An 18179-nucleotide genomic window follows, 5' to 3' on the forward strand; every position below is an offset into this window, starting at 1 on the left:
GGAGAAACGGCGACCGTTCGTTTCCGGCGTATGCTCCAGGGCGTCAGCCCTGGTTCAGCGTCAGCTTAGAGAGCTGCGTAAACTTCGCGCAGCAGCACAGCAGTCTCCGAAGGAGTCTTGCCGACCTTGACGCCCGCAGCTTCCAGTGCTTCCTTCTTCGCCTGGGCGGTGCCAGCCGAACCGGAAACGATGGCGCCAGCGTGGCCCATGGTCTTGCCCTCAGGAGCGGTGAAGCCAGCCACGTAGCCAACAACTGGCTTGGTGACGTTGGCCTTGATGTAATCAGCAGCGCGCTCTTCAGCGTCGCCACCGATTTCACCGATCATGACGATGGCCTTGGTCTCTGGATCAGCTTCGAAAGCAGCCAGGGCATCGATGTGGGTGGTGCCGATGACTGGGTCGCCGCCGATGCCGATTGCGGTCGAGAAGCCCAAGTCGCGCAGTTCGTACATCATCTGGTAGGTCAGGGTACCTGACTTGGAAACCAAGCCGATTGGGCCCTTGCCGGTGATGTTGTTCGGGGTGATACCAACCAGTGCTTCACCTGGGGTGATGATGCCTGGGCAGTTAGGGCCGATGATGCGGGTGATCTGGTTGCCGTCGGCGTCAACCTTCGACTGTGCCAGAGCCCAGAACTCAGCGGAGTCCTGTACTGGAACACCTTCGGTGATGACTACAACGAGGCCAACTTCGGCCTCGATAGCCTCAACGACTGCGTCCTTGGTGAACTTAGGTGGGACGAAGACGATCGATACGTCTGCGCCGGTCTCGGCCTTGGCCTCAGCCACAGTGCCGTACACCTTGATGTCCTGGTCACCGTGGGTCACGGTGGTGCCGGCCTTGCGGGCGTTAACGCCGCCAACAATGTTGGTGCCAGCCTTGAGCATCAGGGCGGTGTGCTTGGTGCCTTCGCCGCCGGTGATGCCCTGGACGATGACCTTGGAGTCCTTGTTCAGGTAAATGCTCATTGTTCGCTTATCCCTCTTACTTCGCTGCGTTGGCGAGCTCGGCAGCCTTGTCGGCGCCCTCATCCATGGTTGCTGCCAGGGTGACCAACGGGTGGTTGGCCTCGGCCAAGATGGCGCGACCCTCTTCAACGTTGTTGCCGTCCAGGCGGACAACCAGTGGCTTGTTCGCTGCGTCACCCAGGGTGTTCAGCGCGCCAACGATGCCGTTTGCGACAGCGTCACATGCGGTGATGCCACCGAAGACGTTGACGAAGACCGACTTGACCTGTGGGTCATTCAGGATGACGTCAAGGCCGTTAGCCATGACCTCAGCCGATGCGCCACCGCCAATGTCAAGGAAGTTAGCAGGCTTGACCGAACCATGGTTCTCGCCAGCGTAGGCAACAACGTCCAGGGTCGACATGACCAGGCCAGCACCGTTGCCGATGATGCCTACTTCGCCGTCCAGCTTGACGTAATTCAGGCCAGCGGCCTTTGCCTTGGCTTCCAGCGGATCGGCTGCGCCCTTGTCCTCGAGCTCTTCGTGAGCCGGGTGGCGAACCTCAGATGCGTTGTCGTCCAGGGAAACCTTGCCATCCAGTGCAACGATGTCACCGGCACCGGTCTTCACCAGTGGGTTTACCTCTACGAGGGTGGCGTCTTCTTCCTTGAATACAACCCAGAGCTTCTGGATGGTGTCTGCAACCTTTGCGCGCAGCTCTTCAGGGAAGTTAGCTGCCTCAACGATTTCAGCGGCCTTCGCGGCATCAATGCCGACGATTGGGTCAACGGCAACCTTCGCCAGAGCATCCGGGCGCTCAACTGCGAGCACCTCGATCTCCATGCCACCTTCTACCGAGCACATGGCCAGGTAGTTGCGGTTTGCACGGTCCAGCAGTACGGAGAAGTAGAATTCCTCAGCAATGTCGGCGCCCTGAGCGATCATGACCTTGTTTACGGTGTGGCCCTTGATGTCCATACCGAGGATGTTGGAAGCGTGCTCGAAAGCTTCGTCGGCGGTCTTAGCGACCTTGACGCCGCCAGCCTTGCCACGGCCACCAACCTTGACCTGTGCCTTTACTACAACAACGCCGCCGATCTTCTCAGCTGCGGCTTTTGCTTCTTCCGGGGTGTAAGCGACGATACCGGCAAGCACGGGAACGCCGTGTGCCTCGAATAGATCGCGCGCCTGGTACTCATACAGGTCCACGGGTTTGTGTCCTTCGTTCGAAGTTCATGCTGACTCGCGGCACGGCCACAGACCGAAATCCATGCCATGCCAAAGAGAGCGCACCGCAACTACCGGGACGTCGTTAGGCGCCGTAGCCCGTGCGCACCTCTCAGACTATCCCGACTTTCGCAAACTTCCCACTTTTACAACACGTAGAGAAACTCGCGGGTCCTGCAGCAAAGCAGCCGAATGTGACGCAGGAAACACGGAGGGCCGGTCGGCTAGTCCACGATTTCTAGCGGTGCATAGCGCAGCAATAGCCTCTTCTCGGAGTCCGGGAACTGCACCTTGGCCACCGTCTTGTCGCCTGCGCCTTCTAAAGCAATAACAGTGCCCAAGCCAAACGAGGAATGCTTAACATTCTGTCCGACTTCTGGGATGGTAATGTCCTTATTCTGCACAACTCGCGTCTTGGAAATAGGGGCGGCGTTGTGCCCTCGCACCGGTTGTGCCGATGCCGAACCTGCACCCCAGTGGCTGCCACGTTCATATCTGCTCGTGGCGAAATTCACCGCTGCGTTACCGAAACCGAAGCCCATTCCACCGCCAGAGCCCTCGCTCTTCCAGTCGATCAGCTCGCCCGGAACCTCTTCCAGGAACTGGCTCGCAGGGTTGTACTGGGCCTGTCCCCAGAGGCTGCGCTGTTCGGCACGGGTCAGGTACAGGCGTTCACGGGCACGGGTCAGTCCGACATAGGCCAGGCGGCGTTCTTCGGCGAGTTCCTTTTCGTCGGTCATGGAACGCTGGTGCGGGAAGACACCGTGCTCCATGCCCGTCAGGAAGACCACCGGGAATTCCAAGCCCTTGGCAGTATGCAGGGTCATCAAGGTGACCACGCCTTCCTGCACGGCCATTGCTGCTCCCTCATCATCACTGGGAGCCTCTGGAATCTGGTCGGCATCGGCTACGAGCGCCACGCGCTCCAGGAACCCTTCGAGACCGCCTTCCGGTTCTTCGTTCACGTAGTCCCGGACCACGGCGACCAATTCGGCGAGGTTCTCCACCCGCGACTCATCCTGCGGATCCGAGGAGAGCCGAAGGGTCTCCAGGTATCCGGTCTGCTCCAGCACTGCTTCAAGGGCCTCTGCCGGGCCTGAGCCTTCTGCCACGGTCTTCAAGTCATCCATCATGGAGACAAACGCAGCAGTCATCTTGATTCCGCGGGTTCCCAAGCCTGGTGCTTCATCCGAACGGCGCAATGCGTCCATGAAGGAAACGCGATCCCGTTCAGCCAACGCTGCCACGGCGCCTTCGGCACGGTCGCCGATGCCGCGCTTGGGCTCATTGAGGATACGGCGGACGTTGATGTCATCATCCGGGTTCACCAAGGCGCGCAGGTAGGCCAGTGCGTCCTTGATTTCCTTGCGGTCGTAGAACCGGGTGCCGCCGACTACGCGGTACTTCAGGTCCACGCGCATCAGCTGTTCTTCCAGTGCACGCGATTGGGCGTTAGTGCGGTAGAAGATCGCCACGTCGCCCGGGCGGACATCCTCGTCATCGTTCAAGCGCAGTATTTCTTCGGCAATCCAGCGTGCTTCGTCGGATTCTGATTCACCAACATAACCGGTGATCTTCTCGCCGTCGCCGCTGGCAGTCCACAGCTTCTTGTCATTGCGGTCGGGGTTTCGCTTGATGACCTCGTTGGCCGCGGACAGAATCGTCTGGGTGGAACGATAGTTCTGTTCCAGCTTGATGGTTGCCGCGTTCGGATAGTCCTTTTCGAAGTCGACGATGTTGCGGATATCGGCACCGCGGAAAGCGTAAATCGACTGGTCGGAGTCGCCGACAACGGTCAGTTCGCCTGGGACGGTATCACCTTCGGCACCGGTGAGTTCACGCACCAGCGAGTACTGGGCGTGGTTAGTATCTTGGTATTCGTCAATGAGCACATGGCGGAACCGGCGGCGGTAGTTATCGGCCACTCGCGGGAACGCACGGAACATGTAGACGACCTGTCCAATCAGGTCGTCGAAGTCCATGGCGTTGGCAGCGCGCAGGCGGCGGGTGTAACCGCGGTAGACCTCGGAAACGGCTCGCGAGAACGGATCATTGGTATTGATCGTCGCCGCGTAGTCTTCATCATCTATCAGCTCATTTTTCAACGAGGAGATCTTGTGGGCAATCGCCTTGGGCGTGAAACGCTTCGGGTCGATCTCCAAAGATTTGGCGACTAAGGTGATCAGGCGCAAGGAATCCGTGGAGTCATAGATTGAGAAGTTGGATTTCATTCCAATGGTGGCCGCCTCGCGACGCAAAATACGCACGCATGAGGAGTGGAAAGTAGAGATCCACATCTTCTTCGCTTGCTCGTCGCCAATAAGCTCAGCGGCTCGTTCACGCATTTCGGCAGCGGCCTTGTTGGTGAAGGTGATCGCCAGGATTTCGTGCGGCCGAGCACGTCCGGTCGCCAGGAGGTAGGCAATGCGGTGCGTGAGCACACGGGTCTTTCCTGAACCAGCGCCGGCCACGATCAGCAACGGGCCCCCAGCATAACGAACTGCTTCTTCCTGCTGCGGGTTCATGCCGACCAAAAGCTCCTCAGCAGTCGGCATGACCTGCTGTGCGGTATCCGGGGCGAAATCGTCAAAAAGGAAATCCATGATGTAGCCAGTCTACGTGGAGCGCCGGACACTTTCAGTGTGAGCGGGAAAGCCCACGCTATTGGCCGGGCATAATAGGAGATATGGCAAAGAAGGTCAGGAAAACCAAGGAATACCGCAAGCCCCAGCAGTTCGCCCAGGCGCCGAACGCGCCGCGTGGCATGAACATGGGGCCAGGCAAGGTGCAAAGCACCTCCCACGAGAACAGTTCGAACCCGATGCTGCTAATCTCGGTGGGCTTGATCATATGCGCTGCGCTATTCGCGTACTACCATCTGCTCACGATGGTGCAGATGCAGGACCTCAGCGATTCCCTGGCGATGCCCGATCAGCGTATTTTCGGCTACACCGTAAGCGACATAGAAGCATTGCGTGGCGCCATGGATGAAGATGCTGTTGGCCAGCTCAACTACTTGCACAAGACCGCTGGTTTCCTCTTCCCGATGTTTACTGCGGTCTTCTCCATGCTGTTGTTCATCCGCTGGATTCCTCACCGCCAGACGCGTTGGCTGGCTTGGGTTGCCCCGCTGGGCTTCGCGGCAATTGATATTTGGGAGAACTTCGCAATTGATGCCCTGTTCACTGGAGACCTCAGTGAAGGAGCTGTCGTTTTGGCATCGATCCTCACGACCATCCGCTGGGCACTGCTGATCATCACTGCGGGTCTTGTTGTGGGTCTTGGCGCTATCCGTGCCAATCGTGCGCTCAAGGCAAAGATGCTCGCAATTCGCGAGGGTACTGCCTAAGCCAGTGCGTGGGAATTACACCCGGGACATCCTAGTAAGATAGTGTTGTTGGTGTTTTCACGCCCATGCCCCTGTAGCTCAGTAGGATAGAGCGACCCTCTCCTAAAGGGTAGGCCGTCGGTTCGATTCCGGCCAGGGGCACAACTAGAGCCTTGTTTCCAGTCCTCGGACGGGAAACAAGGCTCTTGTCGTTACTACGGCGTTAAGCACTGCGGGTACGTTCCATCTGGAACGTACCCGCAGTGCTTAGCATGAGTCTGGCTTAACGCAGCAGCAATGCGGTCGCCTTTGGCGACAGCGAAGCGTCCATGACCACGCAAGCGCCACCGATGGCGCCGACGTTGGAGCCGAGCTCGGAGGTGCGGGTTTCGATTTCATGCACTCCGCGCAGGGCGAAGCGGCGGCCAATGGCGTCGCGGACTTGGTCGTCGACCAGTTCGGATACCTTTTCCCACTGTGGACCGCCGAAGACGACTTCGCGAACGTCCAGCGAGTTGGCAAGCTGGCCGGCAACTTCGCCAACCTTGATCATGGCTTCGGTGACCAGTTCCTTGGCGACCTTGTTTCCTTCGTGAGCCAGCTCGTAGAGGCGGTTCATTCCGGCAGCCCGCTGTTCCGGGCCAACGATTTCGTAGCTTGGCAGTTCCAGCCCGCGTTCCTTGGCCTGCGCAGCGATGAATTCGTAGGAGGTGCCGGAAGCGAGGCAATCCTCCGCACCGCATTGTTCGCAGGCCACAGATTTGTAACCGGTTGAGTAGTGGCCGATTTCGCCAGCGTTGTTGCTTGCACCGTGGTGGACATCGCCGTTGAATACCAGACCAGCGCCGAAGCCGTGACCGCAGTAAATGAAGACGAAGTCGTTGTTCTTCTCTTCCTTGGACTGCCACAGTTCGCCAACTGCTGAAGCGATGGTGTCCTTTTCGATGATGACCTGCAGGCGCAAGAGCTTGCGCAGTGGGTTCACCAGTTCAACATCTGCCCAGCCATCGAGCAGTGGCGGGTTCAGCACCACTCCTTCTTCGACGTTTACTGGACCCGGAACAGCAATGCCGACACCGACGATGTGCTTCTTCGGCACGCGGATCTCGGAAATGAGTTCCTTAACGGTAGTTGCCATGAGCTGGACGGTTTCGGTAGCTACTTCGAGGTTGGGAACTTCGATGCGGCGTTCGCGCAGAACCTCGCCGCGCAGGTTCATTGCGACGAAGGTCAGCACGCTGGGGTCTAGGTGGATGCCAATGGAAACAAGACGGTTGCCTTCGAGCTCCAGAACGGTGCGAGGCTTGCCTGGTCCGGAGACGATCGTGCGGTCTTCTCGGACGATTCCGTCATCCAGCAAACGGCGGACAACGTTGGAAATGGTCTGTGGCGACAGACCAGTCGAACCGGCCAGTTCAACGCGGCTAATTCCCTCTGGTGCCCGTCGAATTGACTCAAGAATTACGGCTTGGTTGAAGTCTCCCAAGCGTCCTAGATTTGTACCCCGTCGCATTTATTGCTCCATAGATCTGTAAAGTTGATGGATCGATCTTTCAATTCCAACGTTTTCGGTAGTCATCAATACTTCGGTTAGATACTGCGAGTAAAGTAACCATGGTGAACTAGAACTAAAACCGTTGGAGATCCAATTAAGCACGTTACCATCTCTAACTCCTATAAACACGCGATATTGTGTTTTAGTGAAGAAAAATTTGACGATCTCAGCGGCGTGTTTAATCAACAACCAAGGAGAAATTCTCCTGGTTCGCAAGCGTGGAACGACGAAGTTCATGCAACCTGGCGGCAAACCCGAAGCCGGGGAAACAGCGTTACAAACTATCATTCGAGAAATTCGTGAAGAATTGGGCCTCAGCTTCACCGCTGGCGAGCTGCAATACGACGGCGAATGGATCGGACCGGCTGCCAACGAGGCGGAGACGATGATCCGCGCCTCTTTATACAGCGCAGCCTTCGATGGCGAACTCGTCCCGTTAGCGGAATTGGAGGAGCTGCTGTGGATCGACCCGCAGGTGGCCCTGGAACGCGACGATCTAGCTCCGTTGCTTCGCGACCGCGTCCTGCCGCTAGCCATTGAACGCAGCAAGAAATAGGCGCCACTGGGTTCCTCCCAGCAGCATCAGGCCAGCGGCTAGCTTGCGTGCAAGTATTCGTCCCATGCCGCATCAACGTGCTGCAGTCCCGAAACCAGATGGCCAGCAACGCGTGGACGATGAGGTGTAATACGCAGTTGCCAGCCCAGTTGCGAGAGCATCTTGTCCGCTTTGCGGCTATTGCATAGCAGGCAAGCGGCCACGAGGTTCTCCCAGGTGTTCTGGCCTCCCCTGCTGCGGGGAATCACGTGGTCAATCGTATTGGCAGCTTTGCCGCAATACGCGCAGGTAAAAGCGTCTCTACGCAGAACGCCCCTACGGGTGACATGTTGCATGTCCCTGTAGGGGCGTCGTACATAGCGTTTCAGAACGATGACAGTTGGCCGAGGTAGATCTCCATGAGAACTGCGGATGGGGGCGAGATCATCTTGGAGAACGATGCTCGCTTTTTCGGTCATGACTAGCACTAGTGCTCGACGGAACGTCACAACTGCTAGTGGTTCGTATCCTGCGTTTAATACCAAAGTTCGCATTGCTCGTACTACCTTCATGAACCGATGGCCACCATCTGGCATTGATGGAGCTCGCGTTCTGCTCGGAGTGTCTCTAAGCGCTAGCCTATGCGATGCTTCGGATTATTGGTGGGTACCTAACCAAGAAATTGTCTTCTTTTCATCGTTCTGATGCCCGGAGTTCAACTGGTTAAACGAACATAGGCCATCGGATGTCTTTCTCATCCGATGGCCTATGAAAAGCTTTGAAGCTTAGCCAGCTAGGGTGTAGTAGCCGTACAGCGGGTTGCGCGAAACCGAGTGGATCATGGTGTCCACGGTTGGGTTCTGCGCGCCGATCATCTGGCCGCCGCCCAGGTAGATGCCGACGTGGCCACCACCGTTCTGGAATACCAAGTCGCCTGGCTTAGGGTTGCTGGTGCGGACGAACTGGCCGGATCCGAGGATGGCCGAGGTGCCGCGAGCAATGTTGATGCCGTGCTGCGCGTAGACGTACTTGACGAAGCCGGAGCAATCCCAGCCGCTTGGACCGTTGCCACCCCATACGTATGGAACGCCCACGTACTTGGCAGCGGTGCCTGCGATGCCGGAAAGGTTGGAGGTCTGAACAGGAGTTTCAGCCTTTGGCTGAGCCTTCTGCTGCGGAGCCGATTCCTGTCCACCCGAACGGCTCTGACGAGTCATCGGGGCCATCGAATCAGAGTTACCCGAGTTGCTGCTGCGGGTAGTTGGGGTGATGTCATTCGAAACTGCAATGACAACAGGCTCTGGCTTCTCTTCAGCGGTGAAGCTGGCGCGCTCGATTGCGACATCAGCCTTCTTGTCAGCAGCTACCTTTACTGCCTTGACTGCAACACGCTCTGGATTGATGGTGTCAACAGGCGATGCAGAAACGTCACGTGGTGCAGTTGCCTGGCCAGGCACGCCCAAAGTGACGATCAAGCCGGATGCTGCAGCGACAACGGCGGCCTGGCGGCCTACCGAGCCAGCGTTGGATGCTACGGCCTGTGAAATCGCCTGTAGCGAGTTGGTGCGTGGAACGTCGGCGCGGCGACGTCCGCGTGCATGACTCTTGGTCAAAATATTGCCTCTCCTTGATACCTACGAGGTAAGCTGTCGGGTTCGAAGTGGAGTTACCTCGGTGGATTCGAAGTTGCCTTCTCTATCCACTTCACCCCTAGGGTTGTTAGCCAAAACTAACAACCCGATATTGGTTCCCCCGCCACTGCCGTACGAGTTGTGTATAACTACTCATTGCGTGTTGGCAGTGCTCGGTTCTCACGCAATGATGCCCAGGGATCCCCATGGCACGCATACAAGACTATAGGAAGTTTTTTGAAATGTCACGTTTTGATCACGGAATGGTGACGAACGTCGTTATAACCAACCTGCTGGGTCTTTGAACTGACCGTCAACGATCACTTCGAAGTGCACGTGAGGACCGGTTGAGTTGCCAGTGCTGCCGGCCAACGCAACAACGTCACCGCGCTTAACTTTCTGGCCAACCTTCACAACCAGCTGGCTGTTGTGGCTGTAACCGGTCTCCAGGCCGTTGCCGTGGTCAAGGGTGATGCGGTTACCGGAGTGCCCAGCCCAACCCGAGACAGTCACAACACCGTCAGCTGCCGCGTAGACCTTGGTACCGCTTGGCACACCGTAGTCGGTGCCGCTGTGGATCATGAAACCTGGACCGGTTGGATTCTTGCGGTGCCCGAACGTGGAGGTGATGCGCTTCGTGGTGACCGGTGCGCCGAGCAATCCCGAGGTGTCCTTGATGGCCGTGACGCTACCGCCCGAAGCGGTCATGATCTCGGCGAACTTCTCTTCCTTGGCAACTTCGGTGTTCAGCTCGGAGGTCAAAGCTGCACGCTCCACGGACAGTTCCGCATTGCCGGTTGGTGCAGTTACATCTACAACTGCGGAAGTGGCGGTGCGCTGAGCTGCGACCTCAATGGCCTTGTTCTCCTCCGCGCTGCCGGAGAGCTGTGGAGTTACGGCGGCAAGCGCCAAACCCGAAACGGCGGCTACGGCTGCCACCTTGTGGGCGAATCCACGGTGGGTGGGTTTCTGAACCTTGGACTTGAGGCTCGAAATGAACTCGACATTGCCTGCTGCTTCGATCGGGGCAGGCTTGCTGGCAGGGGCTTGAACAGCTCCTGGCAATGCAACGACGTTGCTCGCGGTATCCTTGCCGGCCAGCAGGGTCTGGTTAGGAGCAACACCGTAGCGCTGCGTGGAGTCGAATCGTCGACCAACGAAATCTTCATGTACCGGCTTGACCGGTGCAATCATCGGGACGGTGGCAGCAGCACGTGCTGCTCGGCGCCCGCCGTTACGCTCAGCAGTCGAAGCGGTGACTTCTGCAATCACATCTACTTCGACGCCGGCAGCGCGGCGACGTCCCGCAGTCTTGGTTTCTACCAAAACATTCCTCTCACTGTTGCGCCTACGAAGTTAGCTGTCGGGTTCGGCTATTGAGAATCAGCCGGCCTGCTTGTCGCAGAACTTCACCCCAAGGCGTTTGCACGCCGGAAAGTGGGTCCCCCGTTATTGCCCTCAAGATTTGGTGACCGTTTCTGGCGCAGGGCAACACTAGGCGGTCGCACCAAAAATGGATAGAGCTAACTAGATCGCTAGCTCCAAGGCTTAACGCTACCTGTCAACGCCGAAAGTTACAATTTCGTTATCTTTTCTGAGACTTTACAAATACGTGTGCGCTGACCTCGACCGGCAGCTCCAGGGCGCCTTCGATGCCGTCCACGCGCACTACAACGTAGTCGTCGGCGCGCTCCAAGGTGACAATCGCACCTGGGCGGATTCCACCTTCGTTCAGTTGTCCGAGCAGGATTGGGTCCGTTTGGATCGGTTCGGCCAGGCGCTCAATTGCCACTGGGCCGATGTTTCCGGACAGCAGGGCATCATCCAAGTTCTCTACTTCATGTGAGATTTCGCCCACATTGGGGCCACCGAGGACTTCCAGGCCCGGAATTGGGTTGCCGTAGGGCGACACTGTTGGCTTGCCCAGAAGATCAAAGAGCCGACGCTCGACGCGTTCGCTCATCACGTGTTCCCAGCGGCACGCTTCATCGTGCACGTACTCCCAGTCCAACCCGATGATGTCCGACAACAGGCGCTCCGCCAAGCGGTGCTTGCGCATTACGCCCGTAGCCAGCTCGTGACCTTTTTCGGTCAAAGCAAGGTGGCGATCGGTCGATACGATAACCAGGCCGTCTCGTTCCATGCGAGCAACCGTCTGCGACACGGTTGGGCCCGAGTGGCCAAGACGCTCTGCAATTCGGGCGCGCAGTGCCACGATTTCCTCTTCTTGAAGCTCAAGAATGGTACGCAGATACATCTCAGTTGTATCGATAAGATCAGACACGGCAGTCGCTCCTGGAAGTCACAACAATTAAGTTCGCTCGAAATTTACGTGGCGTCGATATCCCACTCTACTTGGTCGGAGCTGCAGAAAGCCCTGTAACCCGCCAAGCCCTCGGCGTAACCGACCGACGCGCTTTTCTCACGACACCCCGCTATTTGCGAAGATATCTATTGAAACGCCAAGGCTATCTGTCAATATTCCAAACCATGGGTAATGGTGGCCGTTATGGCACTTCAATCTATCGCTACAAGAGGAGCGCGATGAGCACGGATATCAACATTCCAGAAAACCTTCTGCCCGCCGATGGTCGATTCGGTGCAGGACCTTCCAAGGTTCGCGCAGAACAGATCCAGGCCATCGTCGATGCCGGCGCCGAACTGCTGGGCACCTCCCACCGCCAGGCTCCGGTCAAGAACCTCGTAGCTTCGGTTCAGGACGGCCTGAAGGAAATGTTCAGCGCACCAGAGGGTTACGAAGTTCTTCTCGGCGTGGGTGGATCCACCGCGTTCTGGGATGCCGCTGCATTCAGCCTGGTCCGTTCCAAGGCGCAGCACCTGTCCTTCGGCGAATTCGGCTCGAAGTTCGCCAAAGCCACCGACAAGGCCCCATTCCTGGAACCTTCCTCCATCATTGTCGGCGAGCCGGGCACCGTACCTGAACCCGTAGCCGAAGCCGGCGTAGACCTCTACGCGTGGCCGCACAATGAGACCTCAACCGGTGCCGCGGCGCCGATCAAGCGCGTTGCTGGCGCCAACGACGATGCACTGGTAGTCATTGACGCCACCAGCGCCGCCGGAGGCCTGGACGTGGATCTGTCCGAGACCGACGTGTACTACTTCGCTCCGCAGAAGAACTTCGCTTCCGATGGCGGCCTGTGGCTGGCCTTCGTTTCTCCCGCCGCGATTGCCCGCATCGAGGAAATTGCAGCAACCGACCGCTGGATCCCCGACTTCTTGAACCTGGCGACCGCGCTGGATAACTCCTTGAAGAACCAGACCTACAACACGCCATCGCTGACCACTCTTGTGGGCCTGGATGCGCAGATCAAGTGGATCAATGCCAACGGCGGCCTGAAGTGGGCGGCAGCGCGCACGGCACAGTCCGCAGGGATGATCCGGGCTTGGGCCGAGGCTTCCGAAATCGCTTCCCCTTATGTGGCCGACCCAGCGCACCGCTCGAACGTCATCTCCACCATTGACTTCGATGACTCGGTCGATGCCTCGGCAATTGCCAAGGCACTGCGCGCTAACGGCGTTGTCGACGTGGAACCATACCGCAAGCTGGGCCGCAACCAGCTGCGGATCGCCACCTTCGTTGCGATCGAGCCAAGCGACGTCGAAGCACTGCTCAAGTGCATCGACTACGTGATCGAGCAGCTCTAAGAACCCTCGATTAAAGCCAAAGACCTTCGCACAACGATTCATCATCGTTGTGCGAAGGTCTTTGCCGCTATTGCCTAGTTTTCCTTGCGCGTGCGATTACGCTGCGCTGCCCGGCGACGGGCTGCGGTGCGCTGCGCCGTGCGGCGGCGGCGTACCTGGCGACGTGCCGGCGACTTATGCTGCTGCACAGCGTCATCGTCATTTTCGGCGCCGTCCGCTTCGACTTCGGTCTGCGGATCCTGAGCCTCGGCGCCTGGATCCGATGGATCCGGCTCCTTCGCTGGCTCCGTGGCTTCAGGACCGTCGGCTTCCCCGCCGGTCCCGGCCAAGTCCTCTGCGGCTTCGGCGGCCTTGGCCGCTTCAATCTCTTCCTTTGCCAGGCGGTCGGCCCATGGCACCCATGCCGGAGCGAGCAATGACTGCTCCCCTGCAATAATGCCTACTTCGCAAACCGTCAGGTCCTTGGATTTTGCCCGTGAGACCCGCGCAAGCGTGGCGAACCAGGTCCATCCTTGATATCCCGACTTATGGGAGACAAAACGATGGGTGACAAGTCGCTCACCTTCCGCCGTGACGCCTAGGTGTTCGCCGATTTCTGACGCACCGGCAATTTCTGCGAGCGCGCCGCGAGCAGTATCCACTGCCTCGGCGAGGATGGTGTCCAACTTGGGTTTACGGGCCATTATTTATGCGTCCAGATCGTCGGCTACCGCACGAAGTACGGTAGCAACCTTCTTGCCATATGCCTGTTCAGGATAACGCCCATTGCGCAAGCTATTGGAAACGTTGTCGAGCAGCTTAATAAGATCTTCGATCAGCACTGCCTCGTCTTCGGGCTTCTTGCGCTTGGCACGTGCGACCGATGGAGCGGCTTCGAGCAAGCGCAGGCTCAGTGCCTGTGGACCGCGGCGGCCTTCGGCAACGCCGAATTCCAGGCGGGTTCCGGGGCGCAGGTCATGCACGCCTTCGGGCAATGCCGCGGCATTGACGTAGATCTCTTTGCCATCTTCGGCGGTGATGAAGCCGAAGCCCTTCGCCTTTTCGTACCACTTAACCTTGCCGCTAGGCATGATCATTTACCTCGTTCGTTCTTGTAGCTAAGCTGCATGGCCGAGGCCTGCTCAGCGCCATGCATATTCATATGTGCGATCCGGCGGAGCCACTGCCGGAATTCTTCTCTGCTTCTTGCCGGGTGCTCAATCTGCTGGATCGCTTCAAGTCCTTTATCTAAGATTATGTCATCTCTCGTGCGGTGAATTCATCTTTGCCCGGCAATCTTCGCATTCCGCCTGTCGCCCATGGCTCCGGGGCTAAACTTGGTAGCGTGAGCGATTCATCCAAAACCATGACTGCACTTTCCCGATTGGCGATCATCATCGCCATCCTTTCCGCCTTGGCGCTGGTCGGAACCCTCGTCTTCTACTTCCAGGAGATGGCCATCCCGCCGCTGCTGATGCTCTTTGCGCGCTTGGGCTTGCCAACGGCATTCATCCTGGCCGCCATCGTGGTCTTCGGAAACGTCGCCAGGCGCCGAAAAAGCTAGCCACTCGCTTCAGCGTTCACTCAGCGGACTCCCAGACTTCTTCGGCACACTGTAATTCATGAGTCCAAAAACTGCTGAGGCAAAACTTCTCGTTGTCGATGACGAGCCGAATATCCGCGAACTGCTCTCCACTTCCCTGCGCTTTGCAGGCTTCGAAGTTGTCGCTGCTGCCAACGGACGCGAAGCCCTCGCAGCCGTTGAAGCCGAAGAACCGGACCTGGCCGTCCTGGACGTCATGCTTCCGGACATGGACGGTTTCACCATCACCCGTAAACTGCGCGCCGCTGGCCGCCACTTCCCGGTGCTGTTCCTGACCGCGCGCGACGACACCAGCGACAAGGTCACCGGCTTGACCGTCGGCGGCGCCGCCTACGTCACCAAGCCATTCAGCCTGGATGAAGTCGTCGCCCGCATCCGTGCCGTCCTGCGCCGTACCGCCAATGGCGAGGACGAGAACGCGACCATCATCGTGGCCGACCTTGAGCTGGATGACGACGCCCACGAGGTGCGCCGTGCCGGGGAGATCATTGACCTGTCCCCCACCGAGTTCAAGCTGCTGCGCTACCTGATGATGAACCCGAACCGCGTACTGTCCAAGTCGCAGATCTTGGACCATGTCTGGGAATACGACTTCAACGGCGATGCCTCGATCGTGGAATCCTACATTTCCTACCTGCGTCGCAAGGTGGACCGCCCGGAATGGCCTGCACTGATCCAGACCAAGCGCGGCGTGGGCTACCTGATGCGCACCCCAGACCGCCGTTAACGGCACACGTAACGGTCCGCGCCAATAATTGAAGGCCTTGTAAAGTCAGCATATGAAGTCATTTCGAGCCCAGTGGCGTCGCACCTCGTTGCGGACCAAACTGGTCGCGGTCATGTTTGGACTGATGATCGTCGCGATCTTCGCTACCGCTATCGGTTCGGCGCATACGCTGAGGATCGCGATGACCAGCCAGATCGACAAGCAGCTGAACGTGTCCAAGTCGACGATGGCCTACGGGCTGAACAAGGCCTACCTCTACTCCTTGAACGAGGACAACGGCAGCCATGACGCCTTGGATGTCGATGCCACGCTGCTCGGGCTCAGCAGCGCCTACGCTGACATTCGCGACCAGGACGGCGAGATCGTCTACGTGATGCCGCGTTCGCGGGTCGGTCCTTCCAACGGCACGGACCTGCCGCTGCTTAATATGGAACAGATCCAGCAGCTGGCAGCCCACCCGAACTCCCCCGCCACGGTCCCCGGCGCCTTCCCCACCTCCGCTGGTTGGCGTACGGTGATGATCCCGTTGAAGAGCAGCGAGCTGAACCTGTTCTTGTCCATGCCGCTGGATAATGTGAACCGTACCGTTAACCAAACTGCGGTGCTGGTGCTCTCCACCGGCACGCTTGCGGCCCTGCTGATGTCGATGATCGCCTACGGGCTCACCGGGCGTTCGCTCAAGCCGCTGATCAATGTGGAGCGCACTGCGTCGATGATCGCCGATGGCGATCTGTCCCAGCGCGTGAAGGACTATCCCGCAGAGACCGAAGTGGGCAGACTCTCGCGCTCGCTCAACGCCATGCTGGCCCAAATTGAAAAGGCGTTCAACGACCGCGAGGCTTCCGAGCAGAAGATGCGCCGCTTCATCCAGGACGCCTCGCATGAGCTGCGTACCCCGCTGGTCACCATCCAGGGCTATTCGGAGTTCTACCGCTACGGCGGGCTGGCGGATCCGGAGGCCATGGACTCGGCGATGGGCCGCATCGAAAGCGAATCCAAGCGCATGGCCCGCCTGGTTGAGGACCTCTTGATGCTCGCCCGCCTGGACGAGCAACGCCCCATGGAAAAGCAGCCAGTGGATTTGCTGGTCCTGGGCCAGGACGCGGTGGAAGACACCAAGGTCCGTGCACCGGACCGTACCGTCAAACTTGTGGGGCTCGTGTCCGAACGCCCCAGCCCAGCGAGCACCGTCGGTGATGATGCCCGCATCCGGCAGATCATCGCCAACCTGCTCACCAACGCGCTGCGCTACACCCCGGAAGGTTCCCCCTTGGAAATTGCCGTCGGCGTGCGTTCATTGGTGGCTGGAACGCTGGACGCGGTCGTTGAAATCCGCGACCACGGCCCGGGCATCCCGGCCGAGGATTCCAAGCGCATTTTTGAACGCTTCTACCGCTCCGATAGCTCGCGCCAACGCGAGACCGGCGGTTCCGGTCTGGGCTTGGCCATTGTTGCGGCCATCGTCCAGCAGCACGGAGGTTCGGTGGCGTTGGCAGATACCCCTGGCGGTGGCGCCACGATGTCCATCTCCATGCCCTACGTGCCGCTGCGCGAACCGAAAGCACCGGAAGTCGACGATACGGAAGACTAGCGCCGATGGCTTTCTCCACACCCCGTGCCGGTTTTGCCCGGCACGGGGTGTGGTGTTTCTAAGGTGAGTGCATCAGTGATCAAACCGCTCATTCCAGAAAGGACGATTCCAGTGAGTACGTTCTCCACCAACACCGGCGAGATGCAGGTTAAATCCCAGGCCGTCATGAACACCATTGACCGGCTACGCAATGAGGTCTCGACCATGCAAATGAACTTGGACCAGTTGCAAAGCACCTGGCAGGGTTCCGCCGCGGCCTCCTTCCAGTCGATCGTGGCCGAATGGCGCTCAACCCATGTGCAGATCGAAGAGGCGCTGAGCAGCATTGCCACGGCCTTGAACCATGCCTCCATGCAGTACGAAGAGGTCGAGCAGGTCAACACCTCGCTGTTCCGTTACTGAAAACCGCAGGCGCGACGGCCGGTTGATCAGTAGGCTTAGCCTTATGAGCATTCTGATCGACCCGCCGCGCTGGCCTGCCCACGGCACGCTCTTTGCCCACTTGGTGTCGGATTCTTCATTGGCTGAACTCCATGAGTTCGCCGGGCAGCAAGAAATCTCCCGCCGAGCTTTCGACCGGGATCACTACGATGTGCCTCGCGAACGCTACGATCGGCTCGTGGCAGCTGGCGCCCTAGAAGTCTCGGGATCCGAGCTGGTCCGCGCACTGGTCAAGTCCGGGATTCGGATACCAGCCAAATACCGCCCGGAGAAGCTGGGAACCGTCCTCACCCGGCGGTGGTCCCGCACCTTGCCCACCGAGCCTCAGCTCGGAACCGAGCTGTTGGGCTATTGGTCCGAGAGCCATCGCCACTACCACGACCGGGTGCATCTGCTCTCGGTGCTCGAAGCCATCGACTGGCTGGCTGAAGGCCAGGCCGATCCCGAAGAGCTCATGCTGCTCCAACTCGCTGCGTGGTTCCACGACGCCGTCTACGCTGGAACCAGCGAGGACGAGTTCAAGTCGGCCACCTTGGCCCGTGAACGGCTGTGGGGAGTCCTCTCCCCTGGTGCCGTCTCGAAGGTCAGCGGGCTGGTCATGCTCACCGCCAAGCATGCCCCGGCAGAAACCGATCGCCTGGGCCATATCCTCTGCGATGCCGATCTGGAGGTCCTGGCCCGCCCCGCTCCGGCCTACCAGCGCTACGCCGAGGCGATCTACAAGGAGTACGGGCATCTTCCCCGCCATGTGCTTGCTTCCGGGCGCAGCAAGATCCTCAGCGGCCTGTTGGAGAAAGAACTGATCTACGGCACCCAAGCCGGATCCCGGCGCTGGGAGCAGCCCGCGCGGAATAATTTGGGCACCGAGCTGGAGCTGTTGCACAGCTGGCTGTAGTGCAACGCTTGTCCCACGTTAAACGGCCGATGGCCCGGATTCTTCGAAAGGAT

The 18179-nt window shown here is 58.9% G+C and carries 18 protein-coding genes, 1 tRNA gene and 2 riboswitches; of the genes, 9 read left to right on the forward strand and 10 right to left on the reverse strand.

Annotation, left to right across the window (positions count from 1 at the left end; translation table 11 throughout):
• Positions 1-65: 65 nt before the first annotated feature.
• From sucD to pcrA, 3 genes are all read right to left on the reverse strand, one after another.
• Positions 66-968: a succinate--CoA ligase subunit alpha gene (gene sucD / locus ACNPM8_RS02585; RefSeq protein WP_105659138.1), complete on the reverse strand. Its 903-nt coding sequence runs from the start codon at positions 966-968 to the stop codon at positions 66-68.
• Between the two features lie 16 nt (positions 969-984).
• Positions 985-2157, reverse strand: coding sequence for an ADP-forming succinate--CoA ligase subunit beta (gene sucC, locus ACNPM8_RS02590; RefSeq protein WP_105659137.1), 1173 nt, complete (start codon positions 2155-2157; stop codon positions 985-987).
• A 242-nt stretch (positions 2158-2399) separates the two neighbouring features.
• Positions 2400-4778 carry a DNA helicase PcrA gene (pcrA, locus tag ACNPM8_RS02595; protein WP_105661600.1) on the reverse strand — a complete coding sequence of 793 codons (2379 nt, stop codon included), beginning with the start codon at positions 4776-4778 and terminating at the stop codon, positions 2400-2402.
• An 83-nt stretch (positions 4779-4861) separates the two neighbouring features.
• Here pcrA and ACNPM8_RS02600 point away from each other — a divergent pair, with 83 nt between their 5' ends.
• On the forward strand, positions 4862-5524 hold the full coding sequence (locus ACNPM8_RS02600; protein ID WP_133833228.1) for a hypothetical protein: 663 nt from the start codon (positions 4862-4864) through the stop codon (positions 5522-5524).
• A 67-nt stretch (positions 5525-5591) separates the two neighbouring features.
• A tRNA-Arg gene (locus tag ACNPM8_RS02605) sits at positions 5592-5665 on the forward strand.
• Between the two features lie 121 nt (positions 5666-5786).
• On the opposite strand, the gene ACNPM8_RS02610 is transcribed toward ACNPM8_RS02605, so the two are convergent.
• On the reverse strand, positions 5787-7016 hold the full coding sequence (locus ACNPM8_RS02610) for an ROK family transcriptional regulator (RefSeq protein WP_105659134.1): 1230 nt from the start codon (positions 7014-7016) through the stop codon (positions 5787-5789).
• Positions 7017-7203: 187 nt separating this feature from the next.
• On the opposite strand from ACNPM8_RS02610, the gene ACNPM8_RS02615 reads away from it, so the two are divergent.
• Positions 7204-7614 carry an NUDIX hydrolase gene (locus tag ACNPM8_RS02615; RefSeq protein ID WP_448939260.1) on the forward strand — a complete coding sequence of 137 codons (411 nt, stop codon included), beginning with the start codon at positions 7204-7206 and terminating at the stop codon, positions 7612-7614.
• Between the two features lie 38 nt (positions 7615-7652).
• Here ACNPM8_RS02615 and ACNPM8_RS02620 read toward each other — a convergent pair whose 3' ends face one another.
• The 4 genes from ACNPM8_RS02620 to ACNPM8_RS02635 form a co-directional block, all read right to left on the reverse strand.
• The gene (locus tag ACNPM8_RS02620; RefSeq protein ID WP_400291495.1) at positions 7653-8189 is read right to left on the reverse strand and encodes an HNH endonuclease; all 537 of its coding nucleotides are present in this window, start codon (positions 8187-8189) and stop codon (positions 7653-7655) included.
• Positions 8190-8378: 189 nt separating this feature from the next.
• Positions 8379-9206: a C40 family peptidase gene (locus tag ACNPM8_RS02625; protein WP_105661598.1), complete on the reverse strand. Its 828-nt coding sequence runs from the start codon at positions 9204-9206 to the stop codon at positions 8379-8381.
• Between the two features lie 3 nt (positions 9207-9209).
• Positions 9210-9380, reverse strand: a riboswitch (cyclic di-AMP (ydaO/yuaA leader).
• 123 nt (positions 9381-9503) lie between these two features.
• Positions 9504-10550 (reverse strand): M23 family metallopeptidase, encoded by a 1047-nt coding sequence (locus ACNPM8_RS02630; RefSeq protein WP_448939261.1) that lies wholly within the window; start codon positions 10548-10550, stop codon positions 9504-9506.
• Between the two features lie 4 nt (positions 10551-10554).
• A riboswitch (cyclic di-AMP (ydaO/yuaA leader) is annotated at positions 10555-10705 on the reverse strand.
• 104 nt (positions 10706-10809) lie between these two features.
• Positions 10810-11508 (reverse strand): metal-dependent transcriptional regulator, encoded by a 699-nt coding sequence (locus ACNPM8_RS02635; RefSeq protein WP_105659129.1) that lies wholly within the window; start codon positions 11506-11508, stop codon positions 10810-10812.
• Between the two features lie 260 nt (positions 11509-11768).
• Here ACNPM8_RS02635 and serC point away from each other — a divergent pair, with 260 nt between their 5' ends.
• Positions 11769-12890 carry a phosphoserine transaminase gene (gene serC / locus ACNPM8_RS02640; RefSeq protein ID WP_105659128.1) on the forward strand — a complete coding sequence of 374 codons (1122 nt, stop codon included), beginning with the start codon at positions 11769-11771 and terminating at the stop codon, positions 12888-12890.
• A gap of 74 nt (positions 12891-12964) precedes the next feature.
• Here serC and ACNPM8_RS02645 read toward each other — a convergent pair whose 3' ends face one another.
• Positions 12965-13573: a DUF3027 domain-containing protein gene (locus tag ACNPM8_RS02645; RefSeq protein WP_448939262.1), complete on the reverse strand. Its 609-nt coding sequence runs from the start codon at positions 13571-13573 to the stop codon at positions 12965-12967.
• Positions 13574-13576: 3 nt separating this feature from the next.
• Complete coding sequence (locus ACNPM8_RS02650; protein ID WP_038990235.1) at positions 13577-13960, reverse strand: cold-shock protein; 384 nt, start codon at positions 13958-13960, stop codon at positions 13577-13579.
• Between the two features lie 254 nt (positions 13961-14214).
• Between ACNPM8_RS02650 and ACNPM8_RS02655 the strand changes: the two genes are divergently transcribed.
• The 5 genes from ACNPM8_RS02655 to ACNPM8_RS02675 all read left to right on the forward strand — a co-directional run bounded on the left by ACNPM8_RS02655 (position 14215) and on the right by ACNPM8_RS02675 (position 18126).
• Entirely contained in the window at positions 14215-14433 is a 219-nt protein-coding gene (locus ACNPM8_RS02655) for a hypothetical protein (protein ID WP_105661594.1), read from the forward strand.
• A gap of 58 nt (positions 14434-14491) precedes the next feature.
• The gene (locus ACNPM8_RS02660) at positions 14492-15199 is read left to right on the forward strand and encodes a response regulator transcription factor (protein ID WP_448939263.1); all 708 of its coding nucleotides are present in this window, start codon (positions 14492-14494) and stop codon (positions 15197-15199) included.
• 52 nt (positions 15200-15251) lie between these two features.
• A complete protein-coding gene (locus ACNPM8_RS02665) occupies positions 15252-16790 on the forward strand; it encodes a sensor histidine kinase (RefSeq protein ID WP_332498331.1) in 1539 nt (512 codons plus the stop codon).
• A 111-nt stretch (positions 16791-16901) separates the two neighbouring features.
• A complete protein-coding gene (locus ACNPM8_RS02670; RefSeq protein WP_038990044.1) occupies positions 16902-17192 on the forward strand; it encodes a WXG100 family type VII secretion target in 291 nt (96 codons plus the stop codon).
• Between the two features lie 43 nt (positions 17193-17235).
• Positions 17236-18126: a DUF4031 domain-containing protein gene (locus ACNPM8_RS02675; protein ID WP_448939264.1), complete on the forward strand. Its 891-nt coding sequence runs from the start codon at positions 17236-17238 to the stop codon at positions 18124-18126.
• Positions 18127-18179 lie beyond the last annotated feature (53 nt).

Source organism: Glutamicibacter sp. AGC46 (assembly GCF_053543715.1).

What these genes read in the sequence shown, in the direction of transcription:
- ACNPM8_RS02620 (WP_400291495.1), bottom strand. Translation starts at nt 8,189, where the DNA reads ATGCCAGATGGTGGCCATCGGTTCATGAAGGTAGTACGAGCAATGCGA.
- ACNPM8_RS02665 (WP_332498331.1), top strand. Translation starts at nt 15,252, where the DNA reads ATGAAGTCATTTCGAGCCCAGTGGCGTCGCACCTCGTTGCGGACCAAA.
- ACNPM8_RS02600 (WP_133833228.1), top strand. Translation starts at nt 4,862, where the DNA reads ATGGCAAAGAAGGTCAGGAAAACCAAGGAATACCGCAAGCCCCAGCAG.
- ACNPM8_RS02660 (WP_448939263.1), top strand. Translation starts at nt 14,492, where the DNA reads ATGAGTCCAAAAACTGCTGAGGCAAAACTTCTCGTTGTCGATGACGAG.
- ACNPM8_RS02645 (WP_448939262.1), bottom strand. Translation starts at nt 13,573, where the DNA reads ATGGCCCGTAAACCCAAGTTGGACACCATCCTCGCCGAGGCAGTGGAT.
- serC (WP_105659128.1), top strand. Translation starts at nt 11,769, where the DNA reads ATGAGCACGGATATCAACATTCCAGAAAACCTTCTGCCCGCCGATGGT.
- ACNPM8_RS02650 (WP_038990235.1), bottom strand. Translation starts at nt 13,960, where the DNA reads ATGCCTAGCGGCAAGGTTAAGTGGTACGAAAAGGCGAAGGGCTTCGGC.
- ACNPM8_RS02675 (WP_448939264.1), top strand. Translation starts at nt 17,236, where the DNA reads ATGAGCATTCTGATCGACCCGCCGCGCTGGCCTGCCCACGGCACGCTC.
- sucD (WP_105659138.1), bottom strand. Translation starts at nt 968, where the DNA reads ATGAGCATTTACCTGAACAAGGACTCCAAGGTCATCGTCCAGGGCATC.
- pcrA (WP_105661600.1), bottom strand. Translation starts at nt 4,778, where the DNA reads ATGGATTTCCTTTTTGACGATTTCGCCCCGGATACCGCACAGCAGGTC.
- ACNPM8_RS02610 (WP_105659134.1), bottom strand. Translation starts at nt 7,016, where the DNA reads ATGCGACGGGGTACAAATCTAGGACGCTTGGGAGACTTCAACCAAGCC.